At 33.0% G+C, this 21,419-nt stretch carries 14 protein-coding genes; 13 read left to right on the forward strand and 1 reads right to left on the reverse strand.

Annotation, left to right across the window (positions count from 1 at the left end):
• The first annotated feature begins 225 nt into the window (after positions 1 to 225).
• Positions 226 to 2,553, forward strand: a complete 2,328-nt coding sequence (locus tag LXH21_RS08965) for a type IA DNA topoisomerase (protein ID WP_239864920.1) — start codon at positions 226 to 228, stop codon at positions 2,551 to 2,553.
• A gap of 4 nt (positions 2,554 to 2,557) precedes the next feature.
• Here LXH21_RS08965 and LXH21_RS08970 read toward each other — a convergent pair whose 3' ends face one another.
• The gene (locus LXH21_RS08970) at positions 2,558 to 3,502 is read right to left on the reverse strand and encodes a tRNA dihydrouridine synthase (protein WP_239864922.1); all 945 of its coding nucleotides are present in this window, start codon (positions 3,500 to 3,502) and stop codon (positions 2,558 to 2,560) included.
• A gap of 162 nt (positions 3,503 to 3,664) precedes the next feature.
• On the opposite strand from LXH21_RS08970, the gene menD reads away from it, so the two are divergent.
• The 12 genes from menD (at position 3,665) to tamL (ending at position 21,330) form a co-directional block, all read left to right on the forward strand.
• A complete protein-coding gene (gene menD / locus LXH21_RS08975; protein WP_239864924.1) occupies positions 3,665 to 5,326 on the forward strand; it encodes a 2-succinyl-5-enolpyruvyl-6-hydroxy-3-cyclohexene-1-carboxylic-acid synthase in 1,662 nt (553 codons plus the stop codon).
• Between the two features lie 132 nt (positions 5,327 to 5,458).
• Positions 5,459 to 5,800: a DUF2853 family protein gene (locus LXH21_RS08980; protein ID WP_239864926.1), complete on the forward strand. Its 342-nt coding sequence runs from the start codon at positions 5,459 to 5,461 to the stop codon at positions 5,798 to 5,800.
• Between the two features lie 182 nt (positions 5,801 to 5,982).
• Positions 5,983 to 6,501 (forward strand): DUF6913 domain-containing protein, encoded by a 519-nt coding sequence (locus LXH21_RS08985; RefSeq protein WP_394799570.1) that lies wholly within the window; start codon positions 5,983 to 5,985, stop codon positions 6,499 to 6,501.
• Between the two features lie 7 nt (positions 6,502 to 6,508).
• A complete protein-coding gene (gene dapA, locus LXH21_RS08990) occupies positions 6,509 to 7,390 on the forward strand; it encodes a 4-hydroxy-tetrahydrodipicolinate synthase (RefSeq protein ID WP_239864931.1) in 882 nt (293 codons plus the stop codon).
• A gap of 123 nt (positions 7,391 to 7,513) precedes the next feature.
• Positions 7,514 to 8,308, forward strand: a complete 795-nt coding sequence (locus LXH21_RS08995; protein ID WP_239864933.1) for an outer membrane protein assembly factor BamD — start codon at positions 7,514 to 7,516, stop codon at positions 8,306 to 8,308.
• A 9-nt stretch (positions 8,309 to 8,317) separates the two neighbouring features.
• Positions 8,318 to 8,632 (forward strand): DNA-directed RNA polymerase subunit omega, encoded by a 315-nt coding sequence (locus tag LXH21_RS09000; RefSeq protein ID WP_239864934.1) that lies wholly within the window; start codon positions 8,318 to 8,320, stop codon positions 8,630 to 8,632.
• Positions 8,633 to 8,646: 14 nt separating this feature from the next.
• On the forward strand, positions 8,647 to 9,858 hold the full coding sequence (gene coaBC, locus LXH21_RS09005) for a bifunctional phosphopantothenoylcysteine decarboxylase/phosphopantothenate--cysteine ligase CoaBC (protein WP_239864936.1): 1,212 nt from the start codon (positions 8,647 to 8,649) through the stop codon (positions 9,856 to 9,858).
• Complete coding sequence (gene porD, locus LXH21_RS09010; RefSeq protein WP_239864938.1) at positions 9,851 to 10,735, forward strand: type IX secretion system protein PorD; 885 nt, start codon at positions 9,851 to 9,853, stop codon at positions 10,733 to 10,735. Before coaBC ends, porD begins: the two co-directional genes overlap by 8 nt.
• A 40-nt stretch (positions 10,736 to 10,775) precedes the next feature.
• Positions 10,776 to 12,428 carry a DNA repair protein RecN gene (gene recN / locus LXH21_RS09015; RefSeq protein ID WP_239864940.1) on the forward strand — a complete coding sequence of 551 codons (1,653 nt, stop codon included), beginning with the start codon at positions 10,776 to 10,778 and terminating at the stop codon, positions 12,426 to 12,428.
• 84 nt (positions 12,429 to 12,512) lie between these two features.
• Complete coding sequence (gene fabV, locus LXH21_RS09020; RefSeq protein WP_239864942.1) at positions 12,513 to 13,703, forward strand: enoyl-ACP reductase FabV; 1,191 nt, start codon at positions 12,513 to 12,515, stop codon at positions 13,701 to 13,703.
• Positions 13,704 to 14,066: 363 nt separating this feature from the next.
• On the forward strand, positions 14,067 to 19,058 hold the full coding sequence (locus LXH21_RS09025) for a translocation/assembly module TamB domain-containing protein (protein WP_239864944.1): 4,992 nt from the start codon (positions 14,067 to 14,069) through the stop codon (positions 19,056 to 19,058).
• Complete coding sequence (gene tamL, locus LXH21_RS09030) at positions 19,042 to 21,330, forward strand: translocation and assembly module lipoprotein TamL (RefSeq protein ID WP_239864946.1); 2,289 nt, start codon at positions 19,042 to 19,044, stop codon at positions 21,328 to 21,330. The genes LXH21_RS09025 and tamL overlap by 17 nt, the downstream gene beginning before the upstream one ends.
• Positions 21,331 to 21,419: the final 89 nt, after the last annotated feature.

Genomic DNA, 21,419 nt, shown 5'->3' on the forward strand with positions numbered 1-21,419 from the left:
AATTTAAGCCAAACAGTACCTTAGCTTATTTATTTACCATTTTTATTTCCTTTTATAATATACCTGCCACTATAATTTGATGTAATACTTTTTAGATGAAATAGTTATAATTAGAAATCTTAATCACAATTTATGACGGTAATAAAAGAATTGGTAAAACATACTAATCTGCTTCATTACCAAATTCTAAATTCTTAATTTGCAGCCTCAAAACAAGAAGAATTAATGAAGGTTTGTATTGCCGAGAAACCCAGTGTAGCAAGAGAAATAGCATCTGTATTAGGAGCCAATACCAAGCATGATGGCTATTATGAAGGTAATGGTTATGCTGTGACATACACTTTTGGTCATCTTTGTACTTTAAAAGAACCTAATGATTATAAACCTTATTGGAAGAGCTGGGATTTGAATAATCTACCAATGCTTCCTGATAAGTTCGAAATTAAAGTTGTAGAAAACTCTGGAATTCAAAAACAATTTAAGATTATTAAAAATTTATTTGACAAAGCTGATTTGGTCATTAATTGTGGTGATGCTGGACAAGAGGGAGAATTGATTCAGCGTTGGGTGATGAACGAAGCCAAATATAAAGGTGAGGTACAACGTCTCTGGATTTCATCTTTAACAACCGAAGCCATAAAGGAAGGATTTGAAAATTTAAAACCTTCTGCTAATTATGATAATTTATATTATGCAGGTTTTTCTAGAGCCATAGGAGACTGGTTATTAGGTATGAACGCTACTCGACTGTACACTGTAAAACACGGTGGTTACAAGCAAGTATTGTCTATAGGTCGTGTTCAAACGCCTACTTTGGCGATGGTTGTTGATCGCTTTAAAGAAATTGAAAACTTTAAGCCGCAGCCCTATTGGGAGTTGCAGACATTGTATAGAGAAACATTATTTAGCTACGAAGACGGTCGCTTTCTAAAAAAAGAAGACGGTGAATTACTAGCAAACAGAGTCAAAGAAAGTGAGTTCGAAATTATTTCTATCGAAAAGAAAAATGGTAATGAATTTGCTCCAAAACTATTTGACCTGACAGGACTGCAAGTATATTGCAATACCAAATTTGGATTTTCTGCAGAGGAGACGTTGAAAATTGCTCAAACTTTATACGAACAAAAAGTAATTACATATCCTAGAGTAGATACCACATTTTTACCAAATGATATTTACCCTAAAGTATCAGGAATTTTAAAAAACCTGACCAATTACAGTAGCCTTACTGAACCACTTTTGGGAAAAAAGATCAAAAAATCAGCAAAGGTATTTAACGATAAAAAGGTTACCGATCACCATGCTATCATACCAACCGGGGTGCAATCTAACTTGCAGTTCAATCAACAGCAAGTTTATGATATAATTACACGACGATTTATAGCTGTTTTTTATGATGACTGTTTGGTAGCCAATACCACTGTTTTAGGAAAGGCGGCAGATGTTGTTTTTAAAACTACAGGGAAAGTAATTCTTAAAAAGGGTTTTCGCGTTGTCTTTGAAAATGCTACAAAACCGGGTACGTCGTCAAAAGATAAGGAAGCCGATCTGCTTCCAGATTTTGTAATTGGTGAAAAAGGACCACACCAACCGTCGTTTTTAGAAAAGGAAACCAAGCCACCTAATCAATTTACAGAGGCAACATTATTGCGTGCTATGGAGACGGCAGGGAAACAGGTTGACGATGATGATTTGCGTGAACTCATGAAGGAGAACGGAATTGGGCGTCCATCTACTCGTGCAAATATCATTGAGACTCTATTTAAAAGACAGTATATTGTTCGAAATAAAAAACAAGTATTACCAACACCTACTGGCATACAATTAATTGATACGATTCAAAATGATTTGATTAAATCGGCAGAACTAACTGGTTCTTGGGAAAAACAATTAAAAGACATTGAGAAAGGCACTTATTCTGCTGCTTCATTTATAAAAAATATGAAGCAGATGGTAGATGCACTAGTTTACGAAGTGCGTAGTGAAACAGTACGTTCGAGGATTTCTCATGAGAGCAGTATTCAAATTAAAAAAGCAACTGTTGATAAAAAGAAGGTTGCAGGTATTACAGAAGAAACATGTCCCAAATGTAAAGAGAATACGCTAATAAAAGGTAAATCTGCTTATGGCTGTGGTAATTACAGTCAAGGTTGTGATTTTGTTTTACCATTTATTTTTGCAGAAAAAAAAATATCAGAAAATCAATATCTAAGATTGCTTAAAAAAGGATCTACGGTAAATTTAAAAGATTTTAAAACAGCGACCGGAAATGCAGAAGGATTATTACGTTTTGATGAAAGTTTTAAACTAATATTAGAAACTAAGAAAACAGCTGCTGTTGCTGAGGCTGTTCAAAGTAAAGTAGCTTCAGATGATTTACCTTGCCCAAAATGTCAAAAGGGCATCGTTATGAAGGGGAAAACGGCTTATGGTTGTAGTAATTACAAATCAGGCTGCGATTTTAAGGTACTCTTTGATTTAGTCAGAGAAAAATTAAAAAATCAGCAGCCAAGTAAGGAACTGGTTTACAAAATTCTGAGTGATAATTTTTAGAACATTATCCTTTTTTAAAGATTTCGATAACGGCAGCATCGTAATTTCTAAAGCTCTGCGCTTTTTTAATTTGTTTTAAAACTTTATGAGGATTTGAGAATGTTGTAGAGAAATATTCCCAAAGATGGTACATCTTAAGTAAAATATGAGTTTGTCCAGAGAGCGACTCACTATAGATTTCATACAAAGTATCATGAAAATTTTTAAGAACTTCTAGCTTGTTATCAGGATGTTCCGGACTATTGTTCTTTATCATTGATGGTAAAAAAGGATCTGCAATTAAGGCTCTACCAATCATCCAATGATCAATAGTAGGGAATCGCTCTTGCATTTCCTTAAATTTGGCTACCGTAGTAATGTCTCCATTGTAGTATAATTTATGTCTAGTTGTATCAATGCAATTTTGAAAGGCATCTAGATGTACACCACCTTTATACAACTGTTTACCTAAACGCGCATGTATAGCGATATTTTTGAGTGGGTACTTATCTAGAATAGGCATTACGTCAATAATTTCTTGTGGAGATTCATAACCCAGACGCATCTTCATAGAAACAGTGATATCAGTTTCAGAATGGGCGCGATCAAGTATATGATTAATTTTTTCGGTATTACTAATTAATCCAGAACCCATTCCAGATTTAGTTACCATTGGGTAGGGGCAGCCCAAATTCCAGTTTAACTCTTTATAACCTAATTCTTGAACATATTTAGCAACGAATAAAAATTCATCTGCATCGTTTGTGATAATTTGCGGTATCACTTCAATCGCTGTATTGTTTTCTGGTAATAAATCGCGGTGGTATGAAGGTTTGATGACTAGTTTGCCATTCAAACGAATATAAGGTGCGTAGTAAGTGTCAATACCACCAAAAAATTTATGTTGAGCGTTTCTAAATCTAAAGTCAGTAAAACCTTGTAGAGGAGAAGATAATAGGGTGTAATCCATTTTATAGTTTAAGACTGCAAATATAATATTCTTTCAGGTTGTATGTTTTTTTATTTTAGCAACTTTCAAATTGAAACAATTGTTATATTCATTATAAAATTGACTACAAATAGAATGTAAGATGTGACAACTTTGTATCTTTGTCTTCTTCAAATGAATATAATGATATATCCTAAAATACCTTTAGCACAAAGCATAATCGAGTTGTGTTTGGCCAAAGGAGTTACACAAATAATTATTTCGCCTGGCTCTAGAAATGCTCCATTAACGATTGGTTTTGTTAATAATCCAAATTTTAAATGTTTCAGTATTGCAGATGAACGATGCGCTGCATTCTTTGCATTGGGTATAGCACAACAAACAGGTAAAGCGGTAGCTGTAGTATGCACGTCAGGTTCAGCTTTACTGAATTATTATCCTGCTTTTTCCGAGGCTTTTTATAGTCAGATTCCTTTTGTTGTAATTTCTGCGGATAGACCACAATCCAAAATAGATATTGGTGACGGACAAACCATTCGACAAGAAAATGTATATAAAAACCACTCTCTATACAATGCTAATCTCACCGAGCAATCTTCTTTGGAAAATGATTTAAAAATAAATGCGGCAATAGATACGGCATTATTTCAAAAAGGACCAGTACATATCAATGCTCCGTTTGAAGAGCCGTTATATGAAACTGTTGAAGATTTATCTGTTGCTGTTAAAGTTACTTCTTTCGAAAATGAACCTTTCGAAATAGAGGAGGCGGTGCTCGATGAAAAAGCTAAAATATGGAATAATTCATCCAAGAAATTGGTACTCGTAGGAGTAAATGGTCCTAATCAAATTGATGAAAAGATAATTGAATTTTTAGCCAAAGATCCTTCCGTTATTGTAATGACAGAAACGACATCTAATTTGCATCATCCAAATTTTATTTCGAATATAGATACTATCATTACACCTTTTACAGTAAATGATTTTGTTGATTTTCAGCCTGAAATATTGATTACTTTCGGCGGAATGATTGTATCAAAGCGAGTTAAAGCATTTTTAAGGAAGTACAAACCACAACATCACTGGCATATTGATAGTTTTAGAGCTTATGACACTTTTGGTAGTTTGACACACCACTTCATACAGGATCCAAACACTTTTTTCAATAATTTTATTCCGTTAATAAAGAAAGTAGAGAGTACATATTTTTCTAAAATAGCTAAAGTTGTACTGGTTCGAGCACAAAGAACAGACGATTATCTGAAGAAAATTACGTTTTCTGACTTTGTTGCCTTCGACAAGGTAATGACCAATCTACCGCATAATTCTCAGCTACAAATAAGTAATAGCTCTGCGATACGATATGCACAGTTAATTGCTATTGATCCATCAATTGAGGTTTTTTGTAATCGAGGTACTAGCGGAATTGATGGGAGTACCTCTACAGCAATAGGCGCTGCCTTAGTAAATGGTAAACAAACCACTTTAATTACTGGCGACATAAGTTTCTTGTATGATAGTAATGCGCTATGGAATAATTACATGATGCCTAATTTTAAAATAGTTATCATCAATAATGGTGGGGGAGGAATATTTAGAATTTTGCCTGGACATCAAGAATCACCCGTGTTTAATACATTCTTTGAAACATCACATCAATTAACTGCAGAACATTTATCGAGAATGTATGATTTAGAGTATTATAGCTCCTTTGATAGTGATGATCTGGAGTTAACTTTACCAAGATTTTTTAGAGAAAATGATAAACCAGCAATACTTGAAATTTTTACACCAACGCTGGATAACGATAAAATTTTATTACAGTTTTTTAAAGAATTAATTTAATAGATCGTTGCGTAATACAGGTAAAATCAAGTATTGATAAAGTCTTGTTTTGTTTATTTTAGTAGGTAAATTGTTGCATATATCGATCTATTTCGCTATATTTGGATTATAACCTAAATAAAACTAAATAATATGAGTGCAAGAGCCGAGCTTATTGTAAAGTATGCAGCAGATTTAAAAGATAAGTGTGGAGTGACTCCAGACATGGATTTGTTAACGAAAGTAACTATCGGATGTGGTCCTTCTATATATAACAAGGACGCATCTACTGTCGCTGGTAGTCAAAAATCAGAACTGGATACTGTTAAAAATAATTTTTTGATAAAAAAATTAGGATTATCAGATGGTCCAGAGTTGGATGCGGGAATTGAAGCTGTTATTGAAAAATATGGTCGTTCAAATGCAAATAAACATAGAGCTGTAGTTTACTACCTACTAGCAGTTCATTTTAAAAAGGAAAGTGTTTATAACTAAGCACACACACATAATAATTTTAAGCGTCTCCTTGAGGCGCTTTTTTTATGTGTAAAAGTGAAGGGATAAAAGTTTAACTGTTAAGAATATAACAAAAAGTTTTAATTCTATGTTATACTTTTATAGATTTGCTGTCCGAAATGTGATGGAATTAATTAATTTTGTCCTCTAGATAAGAGAATATGCTGCTGAATTACGTCAAGGATTTTTTCATTAAAAGAAAAGTAAAAAGTAGCTTGACTACAGAGAGAAGCCTTGCCAGTTCAGACATCATAAAGACGGTAGGATTGTTGGTTGATGAAAATTATTTTTCTGAAAAAGGCAAATTGATTGATGAGATTATCTCTTTTGGTATTTCTCAAGAGAATATTCAAATTTTAGTTTACAAAAATAGAATTAAGAGCATTGATAAAGGGAATTATACTATTTGTACACCCGCTTCAGTAAATTGGAACGCTGAAGTAACAGATAAATCTGTAAAAGAATTTATAGAGACAGAATTTGATTTACTAATTAATTATTACGATGTCGAAAAAGCATTGTTACTATTGATTAACAGTAAGTCAAAGGCAAAATTCAAAGCTGGGTTTGCAACTGTTGATAAAAAATTAAATGATTTGATTATTAATGTAAATGCCGATAATTATCAAGTTTTTGTACAAGAATTGTTTCGATACATAAAATTATTAAATAAAATATAACCTAAACATGCAAGCATTAATAGGAACTGGAGCCGCACTTATAACACCATTCAAAGCAGATTTGTCTATTGACACTGAGGCATTGTCTCAAATTGTCAATTTTTCTGTCGATGGTGGTGTTGAGTATTTAGTAGTTTTAGGAACTACTGCAGAAACGGCAACGTTAAGTCCAGCAGAGAAAGAATTAGTGATCGATACGATCGTTGCTACAAATGACGGAAGACTTCCTCTTGTTTTAGGTATTGGAGGAAATGATACTATGAAAGTGGTTGAGGAGTTAAAAACTAGAGATTTAAGTGCATTTGCGGCTATTCTTTCTGTATCTCCATTTTATAATAAACCAACTCAAGAAGGAATTTACCAACATTACAAAGCAGTAGCAGAGGCATCTCCGCTGCCTATTATCATTTATAATGTACCAGGAAGGACAGCTAGTAACATGTTACCAGTAACAGTAATACGTTTGGCCAATGATTGCAAGAACATTGTTGCAGTAAAAGAAGCTGCAGGTGACTTGGTACAAGCCATGGAAATTATAAAAAATAAACCGAAAGATTTTCTTGTAATATCTGGTGACGATATGTTGGCTTTACCTATGATTTTAGCGGGTGGAGTAGGTATTATTACAGTAATCGGGCAATGTTTTCCAACTGCATTTTCTGAAATGGTGCGTTTAGGGTTGAATCGTAAGGTTGATGAAGCTTATGAACTACACTATCGTCTAGCAGATTGTATTGATATGATTTTTGAACAAGGTAATCCGGCTGGTATCAAGCAAGTGTTTAAAGTTCAAGGTATTGCTGAAAATTATGTGCGTTTGCCGTTGGTTTCTGTAGACGAATCCTTGGCAAATAGAATTGATTCTTTTGTATCAGAATTTGATAAATAACACTACTTTTTCTTGTTTAAAAGAAATATTTTGTAGTGGCTAAATTAATACCTAAATTTGCACCGAAACTTCGGTGCTATTTTTTGTTTTTATAATTAACAATTGAATCGAAAAAATAAATAAATGAAAAAAGTAATATCATTATTAGTTCTTGTAGTTTTCTTTAGTTCATGTAATGAATATCAAAAAGCATTGAAAAATGAAGATATTGCTGTAAAATATGAATTAGGAACGCAATTGTACGAAGCAGGTAAGTATTCAAAAGCAATTCGTTTGTTCGAGCAAGTAGCAACTACTTATCGAGGAAAGCCTCAAGCTGAGAAATTGTTTTACATGTTTTCACAATCATATTTTAAAACCAATCAGTTTTATTTAGCAGGATATCAATTTGAAAGTTTTACTTCTAGTTATCCAAAAAGTGAAAAAATAGAAGAAGCTGCTTTTTTAGGAGCTAAAAGTTACTCAAAATTGTCACCAACATTTAGTTTGGATCAAACAGATACTTTTAAAGCAATCGAGAAAATGCAAAACTTTATCGATAGTTATCCAAATTCATCTTACTTGGCAGAAGCCAATGTTATTGTGAAAGATTTAGCTGAGAAGATTGAAAAGAAAGTTTATGAAAATGCAAAAGGTTACAACACAATATCTGACTACAAATCAGCTCTAGTTGCATTGGATAATTTTGTAAATGATTATCCAGGAACACCATATAAAGAAGATGCTCTTTACTACAGATTAGATTCTGCTTATAAATTAGGTATCAACAGTGTTCCAGATAAAATGGAAGAACGATTAAAAGTAGCTAAAAAAGCTTATTCTAATTTAGTTAAGTTTAAGGAAGATACGAAGTACAAAGAAAAAGCTGATGAAATGTTGGCTCGAGTTGAAAAAGATTTAGAAAAATTTACAAAATAAAATAAAGTCATGGATTTAAAAAAGACGAATGCTCCCGTAAATACAATAACTTACAACAAAACAGTTATTGAAGAACCTACAGGGAATGTGTATGAAGCGATCACCATTATGGCTAAGAGAGCAAACCAAATCAATTCTGAAATCAAAAAAGAATTGACTGAGAAACTAGAAGAGTTTGCAACATATAATGACAGTCTTGAAGAAGTTTTTGAGAACAAAGAGCAAATCGAAGTTTCAAAATTCTATGAAAAATTGCCTAAACCACACGCTTTAGCTGTACAAGAATGGTTAGATGGTAAAATCTACCACAGAGATTCAAATTAATTAATACGTAGAAAATGTCAGTTTTAAACGGTAAGAAAATTTTACTAGGTATTTCTGGTGGGATTGCTGCCTATAAAACAGCTTCATTAGTACGACTCTTTATAAAAGCAGGTGCACATGTCCAAGTGATAATGACACCTGCTTCTAAGGATTTTGTAACCCCATTAACGTTATCAACTCTTTCCAAAAATCCTGTTTACTCTAGTTTTTATAACGAAGAGGAGCAAGATGCAGAGTGGAACAATCATGTTGAATTAGGACTATGGGCCGATTTGATGATCATTGCTCCAGCTACCGCAAATACCTTGTCAAAAATGACAAATGGGAATTGCGATAATTTACTCATCGCTTCCTATCTATCGGCTAAATGTCCTGTGTATGTCGCCCCAGCAATGGACTTAGACATGTACAAGCACCCTTCTACGCTTGCAAGTTTTAGTGCTTTAAAAAGTTTTGGTAATACCATTATTTCTGCCGAATCTGGTGAATTAGCGAGTGGACTTTCTGGAGAAGGTCGTATGGCTGAACCAGAAAATATTGTTGCTTTTATCATCGCCGATTTCGAAAGTAAATTACCTCTCAAGGGAAAGAAAATTTTAATAACAGCTGGTCCTACCTATGAGGCGATTGACCCCGTTCGTTTTATTGGAAATCATTCTTCGGGTAAAATGGGTTTTGATATTGCTCACAGTGCCGCCAAATTAGGTGCAGAAGTTATTCTTATAAGTGGCCCGACAAATTGTAAATCAAATCATTCTTTAATAAAATTAATTTCTGTAGTATCTGCCCAAGAAATGTATGATGCATGTCATACTTATTTTGCACAAGTAGATGTAGCTATCGCAGCAGCAGCCGTAGCAGATTATAGACCTATAAATGTTGCGACACAGAAAATTAAAAAAGCTTCTGATCAATTTACAATTGAATTAGAAAAGACAAAAGATATTTTATTATCGCTGGGTCAAATTAAAGAAAAACAATTTTTAATTGGATTTGCACTAGAAACGGAAAATGAAATTGAAAATGCAAAGGGGAAAATTCAGAAAAAAAACTTAGATTTGATAGTTCTGAATTCTTTACAAGATGAAGGAGCTGGATTTAAAACCGCAACCAACAAAGTGACTTTTATCGATAGAGAATTTAATATCGAACCGATGGAGTTAAAATCAAAGGATGCAGTTGCTGATGATATTTTAAATAAAATTAAAGCGTATTTTCATGAATAAAGTGATACTTTTTTTAACACTTGTATTTTTTATCTCTCTGCAAGGACAGCAACTTAATTGCACAGTTACAATAAATACAGAGAAATTGGCCAATACAAATCAAACTGTATATAAAACATTAGAGACATCATTGACTGACTTTGTAAATAAGACAGACTGGACAGGGAAGGCTTTAAAGCAAAATGAGAAAATCAATTGTTCGATGTATATTACGATCTCGGCAAATAACTCTGATGATTTTGTGGCAACAATCCAAGTTCAATCTTCTAGACCTATTTATAACTCTTCATATTCATCACCAATTTTAAATTTCAACGATAAAGATTTTAGTTTTCGATATACTCAATTTCAAAATCTAATTTTTAATCCTAATGGTTTTGAATCTAATTTGGTTTCTGTGGTCTCCTTCTACGCTTATGTTATCTTAGGATTGGATGCGGACTCATTTGAAGCTAATTCTGGAAATGCTAATTTAGTTATTGCTCAAAATATTTCTAATATAGCACAACAGGGTGGGTACAAAGGATGGAGTCAAGCAGATGGATTTCAAAATCGCTATTTTCTAATAAATGATTTGTTATCACCAACATTTTCTGTGATACGATCTACAGTAACCGATTATCACACTGGATTGGATTTAATGACAACTGATTTAAAAGGTTCGAAAGAAAAAATAAAAGCTTCATTAATTGATTTAAATAAACTCTACAGCTCAAAACCTAATGCTTTTTTAACGCGCATATTTTTTGATGCTAAGTCTGATGAAATAGTTTCTATATTTTCTGCAGGACCAAGTATTACCGTTACAGATTTGGTAGAAAGTCTTAACAGAACTTCTCCTCTAAATACCAGCAAATGGTCAGCTATAAAGTACTAAGTTTTTTTCTATACATCTTAAGATTAAATAAGTAGATTAAATGATTACTACACTATCTATAAAAAATTACGCATTAATTGAAAAATTGTCAATTGATTTTTCCAAAGGATTTTCGATAATCACAGGAGAAACAGGAGCAGGTAAATCAATTATTCTAGGCGCTTTAGGTTTAGTTTTAGGCAAGAGAGCTGATCTGTCTTCGTTGAAAAACAAAGAAGGGAAATGCATCATCGAAGCCCACTTTGAAATATCCAAGTACAGTTTAAAACCATTTTTCGAAGCCAATGATTTGGATTACGAAGACGATACTATTATACGACGCGAAATTTTACCTTCGGGTAAGTCGCGTGCTTTTATCAATGATAGCCCTGTGAATTTGCAGGAATTGCAAGAATTGAGTTTGTATCTGATCGATATCCATTCGCAACAACAAACTCAAGAATTGTCAGATGAAAATGTACAATTCAAGATCATTGATGCTATTGCTCAAAATGCAGATATTCTCTTAAGTTATCAATTGGTTTTAAAGAAATACAAGGCTGAGAAATCCAAATTGAATGCTTTGATAAAGAAACAAGCTGAATCGTATAAGGAGCAGGAATACAATCAGTTCCTGTTAACAGAATTGGTAGAAGCGAAGCTAAAGTCTGGCGAACAAGAAACTTTGGAAGCTGACTATGAAAAGTTAAATAATGTTGAAGTTATAAAGGAAGCGATTGATAAATCGTTGGCTACGACTAGTGCCGAGTCCATTGGTGTTTTGGCCAACTTAAATGATATTAAAACTGCTTTACATAAAATTGCAAGTTTTTCACCAGAATATCAAAGTTTGCACGAAAGAGTAGTAAGCGTTTTGATTGAGATGGATGATGTTGAAAAAGAATTAAACGACTGTTCGGAATCATTGTTGAGTGATCCTGCACAGTTGGAAATGATCAATCAAAAGTTGCAGTTGATTTATAATTTGCAAAAGAAACATCAAGCTGGTACAGTTGAGGAACTATTGGAAATTCAATCAAAATTAGAAAATTCTGTTTTAGAATTGGGAAATTTAGAAAATGATATAGAAGACTTAAACCTTTCAATTGCTGAGAAAACTAAAGAGTTAGATGTTTTATCAGCGACAGTATTTGAGAATCGTCAGATTGCAATTCCGATTTTAGGAGACCAATTAATTTCTATTCTAGCAACTTTAGGAATGCCTAATGTACGCTTTGATATTAAAGTAACGCCAACAAATACTTATTTTGAAAATGGGAAAGATGAATTACAATTCTTATTCGCTGCAAATAAGGGGACCGATTTTAGTTTGCTTAAAAAAGTAGCTTCAGGAGGAGAAATGTCTCGTATTATGCTTGCTGTCAAAGCCATTTTGGCTCGATATTCAAAATTACCAACTTTAATTTTTGATGAAATTGATACAGGTGTTTCAGGAGAAATTGCTATTAGAATGGGTGAAATCATGAAAGAAATGAGTCAGCAAATGCAAATATTTGCTATAACGCATCTTCCGCAAATTGCAGCCAAAGGAAATGCACATTTCAAAGTATTCAAATCGACAGTTGGGGAAGATACACAATCAGAATTGGTACTGCTTAATACAGAAGAGCGAATTGTAGAAATTGCACAAATGCTATCTGGTACAGTAGTTTCTGATTCTGCCTTAAATCATGCCAAAGCCTTGCTGAACTAATATATTCAATTATATTTGTTCTCGAAATAAATGAAATTTAAACTGCTTTTTAGCGCTATATAAATAACGAGTAAATAAAGAAACATGATTATAGAACCTAGAATGAGGGGATTTATTTGTTTGACATCTCAACCAAAGGGATGTGAGCAAAATGTGAAAAATCAAATTGAATATGTAAAATCAAAAGGTACTATTGACGGTGCAAAAAAGGTTTTGGTTATTGGAGCTTCAACTGGATTTGGATTAGCTTCTAGAATCACCTCTGCTTTTGGATCAAATGCTGCGACTATTGGCGTATTTTTTGAAAAAGGACCAGCAGCAGGAAAAACTGCTTCGCCAGGATGGTACAACTCTGCCGCTTTTGAAAGAGAAGCTACTGCAGCAGGGTTATATGCAAAAAGTATCAATGGAGATGCTTTCTCAAACGAAATAAAAGAACAAACTTTAGACTTGATCAAAGCCGACTTAGGTCAAGTTGATTTAGTTATTTATAGCTTGGCATCGCCAGTGCGTACAAATCCTAATACAGGTGTTATGCATCGTTCGGTTTTAAAGCCTATTGGTCAAACTTTTACAAATAAAACAGTAGATTTTCACTCAGGTAAAGTATCTGATGTTTCTATCGAGCCTTGTAGTGGAGACGATATAGAAAACACTGTTGCTGTAATGGGTGGTGAAGATTGGGGAATGTGGATGGACGCTCTAAAAGCGGCTAATCTATTAGCTCCGGGCGCTACAACAGTAGCGTATTCTTACATCGGGCCATCATTAACTGAGGCAGTTTATAGAAAAGGAACTATTGGTCGTGCTAAAGATCATTTAGAAGCTACTGCTTTTGAAATCACTAAAAGCTTGGCTGATTTAAACGGAAAAGCATATGTATCGGTAAACAAAGCTTTGGTAACACAAGCAAGTTCAGCGATTCCAGTAATTCCACTGTACATCTCTTTATTGTATAAAATCATGAAAGCTGAAGGGATTCACGAAGGTTGTATTGAACAAATCCAACGTTTATACGCAGATCGTTTGTATTCCGGAAACGAAGTACCAACAGACGAGCAAGGACGTATCCGCATTGACGACTGGGAAATGAGAGAAGACGTTCAAGCTAAAGTTGCCGCTTTATGGCAAGAAGCTGTTACCGAAAACCTTGAAGAAATAGGAGATCTTGAAGGTTACCGCAGAGATTTTTATAATCTTTTTGGTTTTGATGTTGATGGCGTAGATTACAAAGCAGACACAGACGAAATGGTAGCGATCCCGAGTATCGGATAGTCTATTTCCTCTTTCACAATACAACACCTTAGTTTACACGGTTCAAGCCAGTTAAACTAAGGTGTTTTTGTTTTTATTAATGAAAGATGTACAATAAAAGATATTTGTTCAGTTTCTGTTTTTACAATTTACACCTCAATTCAAACAAGCTTTTAATATTTAAATATTGAAATTTTAAAAGAAATTTTATAAATTTTATAAAAACATCTATTGCTTATATACTTATCTTCGCCAAAATCACTAAAATTGATTAGTAAAGGAGCGTTACGATGCAATTAGGAACTGATAAATTAAAAGTAATCAATGGATTACCGGTTCTATTTAATGATCTTCGCTTAAATTAAACTTTAACCCATTTGAACTTTGAAAAAAGCTTTTAAAATTATTTTAAAGATTGTATTAGGACTCTTAGCACTTTTTCTATTAATTGTGTTAGCATTACAATTGTCATTTGTTCAAAATAAAGTAAAGGATTACGCTGTTACTTATTTGGAAGGAAAGATAAAAACTAAAGTTGCCATAGGATCAATAGAAATTGGCTTACCTAAAAAAATAGTTCTAAATGATTTCTACTTCGAAGAGCAATCCAAAGACACACTACTTGCTGGGAAATCGATAAAAGTTGATATTGACTTATTTCAGCTGATGAATAACAAAGTACAAATTAATTCTATTGAATTAGACGAAATTGTAGCAAATATTAAAGTAAGTAAGGATTCTGTTTATAACTTTGATTACATAATTGATGCATTTGCAACAGCAGACGAACCTAAGAAAGAAGAGGAGAGTCCGATGGAAATAGCGCTGAAAAAAATTGATTTAAATAAAGTCAAATTTACCTATCAAGATGCCGTTTCAAAAAATGATGTAGCGCTATACATTACACATTTTGACACTAAGATAAAAAGCTTCGATCTAAACAATTTATCATTTGACATCCCAGACATTAATCTGAAAGGATTTAAATTAGACTTAAACCAAGATGTAGTTGAGGCGACAAAAAATGTTGCCAAAGATATTGAGAAGAAAGCAGATACTAATGTACTGAAGTTGAAATTAGATAACATTCAACTGGATGATATTTTAATTAAATACAAAAGTAGCGTTGCAAATATAGATACGCAATTTCAGTTAGCACATTTAGGTGCTAAGGTTGAGTCTATCGATTTAGAGAAACAGCTTATTGCACTTAATTCCATCGAACTGAATAAGACGAAGGGGCAATTAACCTTGACTAAAACTGCACAAAAAGAAGCTGTTGTAAAAGAAGATACTGAAAAATCAGAAAGTTTACCATGGAATTTTACTATTGATGCTATTTCTATTGCGGACTTAAATTTTGCATTCGATAATAATAATGAAGCTAGGGCTCCCAAAGGAATTAATTACAACCACATGACTTTAAGTGGTTTCAATTTTAAGGGTGAGGGTTTTATCATAAAGGATAACAGCTATAAAGGTAAAATAGCATCTTTACAATTTAAAGAGCAAAGTGGATTTGAAATTGAAACTTTAAAAACTGATTTCGTTTATGGAGACAAAGGTGCTTCTCTAAACAATTTATATTTAAAAACACCACAGACAACTCTACAACAATCAGTTGTCGTTACTTATCCGTCTATTGCCTCTTTGAACGATCATCTAGAAGAATTGACGATAAATGCAAATTTGACAGATAGCAAACTGGCATTTAAGGACGTTTTACTTCTTGTACCTACACTATCATCAAATGATGTTTTTAAAAACCACCCTTCGGCTGTACTTAAGTTTGATGCCGTTTTAAAAGGTAGGTTGGACAAACTTTCAATCGAAACTTTTAATGCAAGTGGTTTAGGTAATACGGTGGTAAGCATAAAGGGTGCTATTGCGGGTTTGCCAGAAGTTGAGACGAGTATCTTCAATATGACGTCACTTAACCTTCAATCTACAGCAAAAGACATATACTCCTTTGTTCCAAAAAATACAATACCAACAAACTTACAGTTACCAAATACATTTAATGTAAAAGGAAATTTTAATGGAAGTATGAATACTTTCAAAACAAACCTAGATGTCAAGAGTTCTCTTGGTAATGCAGTATTGGCAGCAACTTTTGATCAAAGTAGAAAAAATAGTGAAAAGTACATAGCAGAAGCTAGTGTCGAAAATTTTGATCTAGGTAAGTTTATCAAAAATAAAGAGATTGGCAAAATAACAGCAAATGCTAAAATAAAAGGTGTTAGTCTGAATCCTGCAAAAGCTACTGCAACATTTACATCAAAAGTTGTGAGAGCAACTTATAATCAATATACCTATAAAGGTATTAATTTGAGTGGTTCGATCAACAGCGGTTTATTTGACATCAATGCATCGGCCAATGATCCTAATTTGACTTTTAAATTGGATGCAAAAGGGTCTTCAGTTCCCGAAAAACCAACGGTAGATTTAAAATTGAACGCAGAAATTATAGATTTAGATAAATTAAATCTTCACGCTGGACCGTTGAAATTGAAAGGTAATATCACCGCAAATTTTGATGATTTGAATGTCGATAATCTTAATGGAGTGATAAGTATCAATAATTTTTTGGTTGCTTTAGAGAAAGAGCAGTTTCCGCTCGATTCTATTACTATTACAGCTGTATCAAACGTTCAAAGAGATTCAATCGTTTTGAGATCTCAATTTGTTGATGGTGTGATAAGCGGAAATTACAAATTATCAACCATTGCAAACGAGCTGCAAAATTCCATTTCTAAGTATTATCAATTTGATAAAAAATATGTTACCAGCAAAGAGAGTCAGCAATTAGATTTTGAGTTTAAGATAAAAGACAATCCAATTCTTAAAAAGCTTGTGCCTCAGGTTTTAGAATTATCAGAGATCACTTTAAATGGTGGCTATAATTCACTAAACGATAGCATTGCCATAAATGCACTATTGCCTAGAATTAATTATGCATCAAATGAAATTTCGAATGGTGTATTGGATATTAACACAAAAGGCGACTCGTTAAATTATAACTTATCTTTTGGATTGATCAAGAGTGCTCAATTTGAAATTCCTAAAACTGCGATTGTAGGATCTTTACAAAATAATGAAATTGATTATAATCTAAATATTAAAGATACAGAAGACGTAGATAAGTATATTGTAGCAGGAAAATTTAAAGACAGTTTAGGGGCATCAATTGTCTCTTTCGATCCCGAAAAATTGTTACTTAATTATGATAAATGGGTTGTAGACGCCAATAATTATATAAAGATCGCTCCAAAAGGAATTCTGTTTTCAAATTTTAAAATAGAGAATGGAGAACAATCTTTCGGAATTCAATCTGAGACGGATGACATAACTGCTCCATTTGTTGCTACGTTTCAAAATTTCGAAATAAAAACGTTAACAAGTATTGCTAAGTCTGAATTTGAATTAGGAGGAAAGATTAATGGTGAAACTACAGTAAAAAATTTGACGACCAAACCAGTATTTGTATCTGACTTAAACATCAAAAATTTGACGTTAAAGCAAGATTCAATAGGTGATTTGGAATTAAAGGTAGCAAATAAGAATAAAGATATCTATACTGCTAGTGTTGCGCTAACAGGTTTAGATAATCAATTGAATGTAGACGGTGACTACAATGTAGCAAGTGAAAATTTGGATTTTGTTCTTGATGTGCAAAAACTACAAATGAAATCGTTGCAGGCTTTTACGATGGAAAACCTAAAAGATAGTGAGGGCTTTATCAATGGTAAACTAGCTATTACAGGTAAACCTGCCACTCTTGATTTTAACGGAAACTTAAAGTTTAACTCGGTTGGTTTTCTTGTAGTACCTTTAAATTCAAAATTTAAATTATCCAATGATGAGATTATTTTTAAAGGGAATAAAATAACGTTTGACAATTTTAAATTGCAAGATGAAAATGACAATCCGCTTAGAGTAGATGGTTTTATTGATAGTAAAGACTTGACAAACGTTGGTTTTAATTTAAAAGTAGATGCTAAAAATTTTAGAGCTGTTAACTCAAAAGCAACAGATAATAAATTGTTTTATGGCGAACTGTTCTTAGATAATAATTTGGGAATTAAAGGGACTATGAACAGCCCAATTATTGATGGTACTATCAAAATCAATGAGGATACAAAATTCACTATTGTTTTACCACAAAGTGATCCATCTATAGCAGATAGAGAAGGTATCGTTGAATTTATTGATCAAGATCAAACTGTTCTTGTTGAATATGTAGATCCAATGAAAGATATTGTACAAACTGAGCTGAAAGGAATTGATGCTTCTGTAAATATTGTTGTAGATAAGAAAGCAGAAATATCAATTGTAATTGATGAAGCAAACGGTGACTACTTAAAACTGCAAGGAGAAGCGCAGCTAAACGGTGGAATAGATCCTTCTGGGAAAACTACTCTAACGGGGAAATACGAGTTCTCTGGTGGTGCTTACGAAATGAATTTCAATCTTATAAAAAGAAAATTTGAGATTCAGCCAGAAAGTTATATCCAATGGACTGGAGAGCCTACAGCAGCTAATATTAATATTACAGCTGTATATAAAGTTGACGCTTCGCCTCTCGATTTAGTAGATGATCAACTAACAGGTATAACTACAGAAACAAGAAATACGTACAAGCAAAAAATTCCGTTTGAAACAAATCTAATAATGAAAGGGGAGTTGCTTGCACCTCAAATTTCATTTGATATTGTTTTACCAGATGGTAACAATGATGTTTCTACAGAAATTATAAATACAACACAAGCAAAACTAACGGATCTTAAACGTGATGAGGATGCATTAAACAAACAAGTTTTTGCTTTACTCTTATTGAATCGCTTTATTGGTGACAATCCTTTTGAGAGTGAAGCTGGTGGAACAAGCGGTGCTTACTTAGCGAAACAAAGTGTTAGTAAAATTCTATCGCAGCAACTTAACAATGTAGCGGGAGATTTGATCAAAGGATTTGAATTGGACTTTGATTTGGAAGCTTCAGAAGATTATTCATCTGGTGAGCGTAAAGAGAGAACAGATCTTAATGTTGGGCTTTCAAAGCAACTTTTTAATGACCGATTAAAAGTTACATTAGGAAGCAGTTTTGGTGTCGAAGGAGAGCAAAACACAAATGAGCAAGCGACCAATATTGCTGGTGATGTTACGGCAGATTATTTACTAACAACAGATGGTCGTTATAAATTAAGAGCTTATAGAAAAAATAATTACCAAGTTGCACTGCAAGGTCAAGTGGTTGAAACTGGAGTTGCGTTTATCATAACAATGAACTACAACAAGTTTAAAGAATTATTTCAATCTAAGAGTAAGGATAAAAGAAAAAACAATAATAAGAAACCTGAGGATGATGAAAATAATTAATCGTGTAATACTAGCTTCTTTAGTGACTGTATTCACAGGTTGTGGAACAGGAAAAATTCCAGAAGGTGATTTTCTATATGTTGGTCATGATATTACAGTTGAAAAAGGAACTGTCTCAAAAAGTAAACGTAAAAGTATAAAGTCCGATGTGGATGGGCTAATACGCCCTATTCCTAACTCCTCTTTCTTGGGTCTTCGTCCGCAAATATTTTTCTATAATCTAGCTGGGGAAGTTAAGAAAGACAAAGGTTTTAAATATTGGCTTAAATACAAATTGGGTAAAGCACCCGTATTAATGAGCTCGGTAAAGCTTGATTATAACAAAGATGTAATTCAGAATTTTGTAGAGAACAAAGGTTACTTCAATGCTGAAACGGTAGCTGATTCAGTGAGCAAAGGTAAAAAGGCAACAGCAACTTATACTATAAATCTACACAATCAATACAAAATAAAATCAATTACATTTCCAAAAGATTCAATTCTTCTAAGTGATGAAATAAATTTGCTTAAAGAGAAAAGTGTATTGAAGATTGGAAATAATTATGACTTGGATGTTATCAAGGCAGAACGTTCTCGTATCGATGCAAAATTGAAAGAGCGTGGATTTTATTATTTTAGTGAAGACTATCTTCTTGTACAAGTTGATAGTACAGTGGCCAAAAACCAGGTAGATCTATTGATAAAAATTAAACCTGAAACCCCTGCTAAAGCTAAAATTCAGTATAAAATTAACGATGTATTTGTATATCCTAGTTTTAACTTAAAAAGAGATACGATCTCAAATAATAAGCAAGACACAATTGTTCATAACGATATTAAAATTATTGATAATAAAACAGTTTTCAAACCACTAATTTTTGACAAAACATTACTGTTTAAAAAAGGTGATTTATATAATAGAACAACTCACAACCTTTCATTGAACCGATTGATTACATTGGGTACGTTTAAATTTGTAAATAATGAATTTAAAGTAAATGATACTTTTAAAGATCAGCTCGATTCTTACTATTATTTAACACCTTTACCAAAGAAATCCATTCAACTAGAAGCATTAGGTAAAACAAATACAGCAAACTATTCGGGTACAGAGCTTAATATCAATTGGAGTAATCGTAATACTTTTAAAGGGGCAGAATTGCTTACAGTTTCTGCCTTTGCAGGGGTAGAGGTACAAGTATCGGGTCAAAATAATGGTTTTAATGTGTATCGTTTTGGAGGTGAAGCAAACTTGGTTTGGCCACGATTTATTTCACCAATACAAATGAATTCAGGTGGTGGATATGTTCCTAATACAAAAGCGACCATAGGATATGAATACCAACTAAGATCAAAATTATATACTTTAAGAACCTTTAATAGTTCATTTGGTTATGTGTGGAAGGAAAATGAACGCAAGGAACACAATCTTAATGTGTTGAATATAGCTTATACATCATCAAATGATGTGTCTGATTTGTATTTATCGCAAATAGCAGCGAGTCCATCTTTGCAGAATATTATTGATAAACAATTAATCTTCGGAACTAATTATTCTTATACGTATACCAATACGATGCTAAAGAATAAAAAAAATAATATTTACTTCAAGGGTAGTTTGGATTTCTCAGGAAATGCACTTGGTTTACTTTTAGGCGCAAATGATAGTAGTGATCCTCAAAGTATTTTTGGAGTACCATTCAGTCAATATTCGAAAGCGGAATTAGAATTTCGTCACTACTACAATTTTAATACTGAAACTAAGTTAGCCAGTAGAATTATTGTTGGTGCGGGAATTCCATATGGTAATTCAAATAATTTACCTTACATCAAGCAATTTTTTATCGGAGGTACTAGTAGTATTAGAGCTTTTAGAGCTCGATCATTAGGACCAGGTACATTTGATGGAACATCCGTAACAAATTCATTTTTACCAGACCAATCTGGAGATCTAAAATTAGAGTTTAGCACTGAGTTGCGTACACAAATTTACAGTTTTATAAAAGGAGCTGTATTTGTTGATGCAGGTAATATCTGGCTGCAAAGAAAAAGTGACGAGAAGCCAGGTGGAGAATTCTCCAGTCAATTTCTAAATCAGCTAGCAGTAGGAACAGGAGTGGGACTTCGATTTGATTTTAGCTTTTTGGTACTTCGAACAGATTTAGCTTTCCCATTAAGAAAACCATATGCATCTGATGGAAATCAATGGGTTATTGACAAAATTGACTTTTCAGACAGTTCGTGGCGTGGTGATAATTTAATTTTCAATTTAGCAATTGGATACCCTTTTTAGATTATTAATTGGATTCATAAAAGATTGGTATTCTATAAGTTTATAAAGGAATAGTATAAAAATTCTGGTTACAGTTTGGTATATTTTTG

Origin of the sequence: Flavobacterium algicola (assembly GCF_022399565.1) — a bacterium.
Taxonomy (GTDB): Bacteria; Bacteroidota; Bacteroidia; order Flavobacteriales; family Flavobacteriaceae; genus Flavobacterium; species Flavobacterium algicola.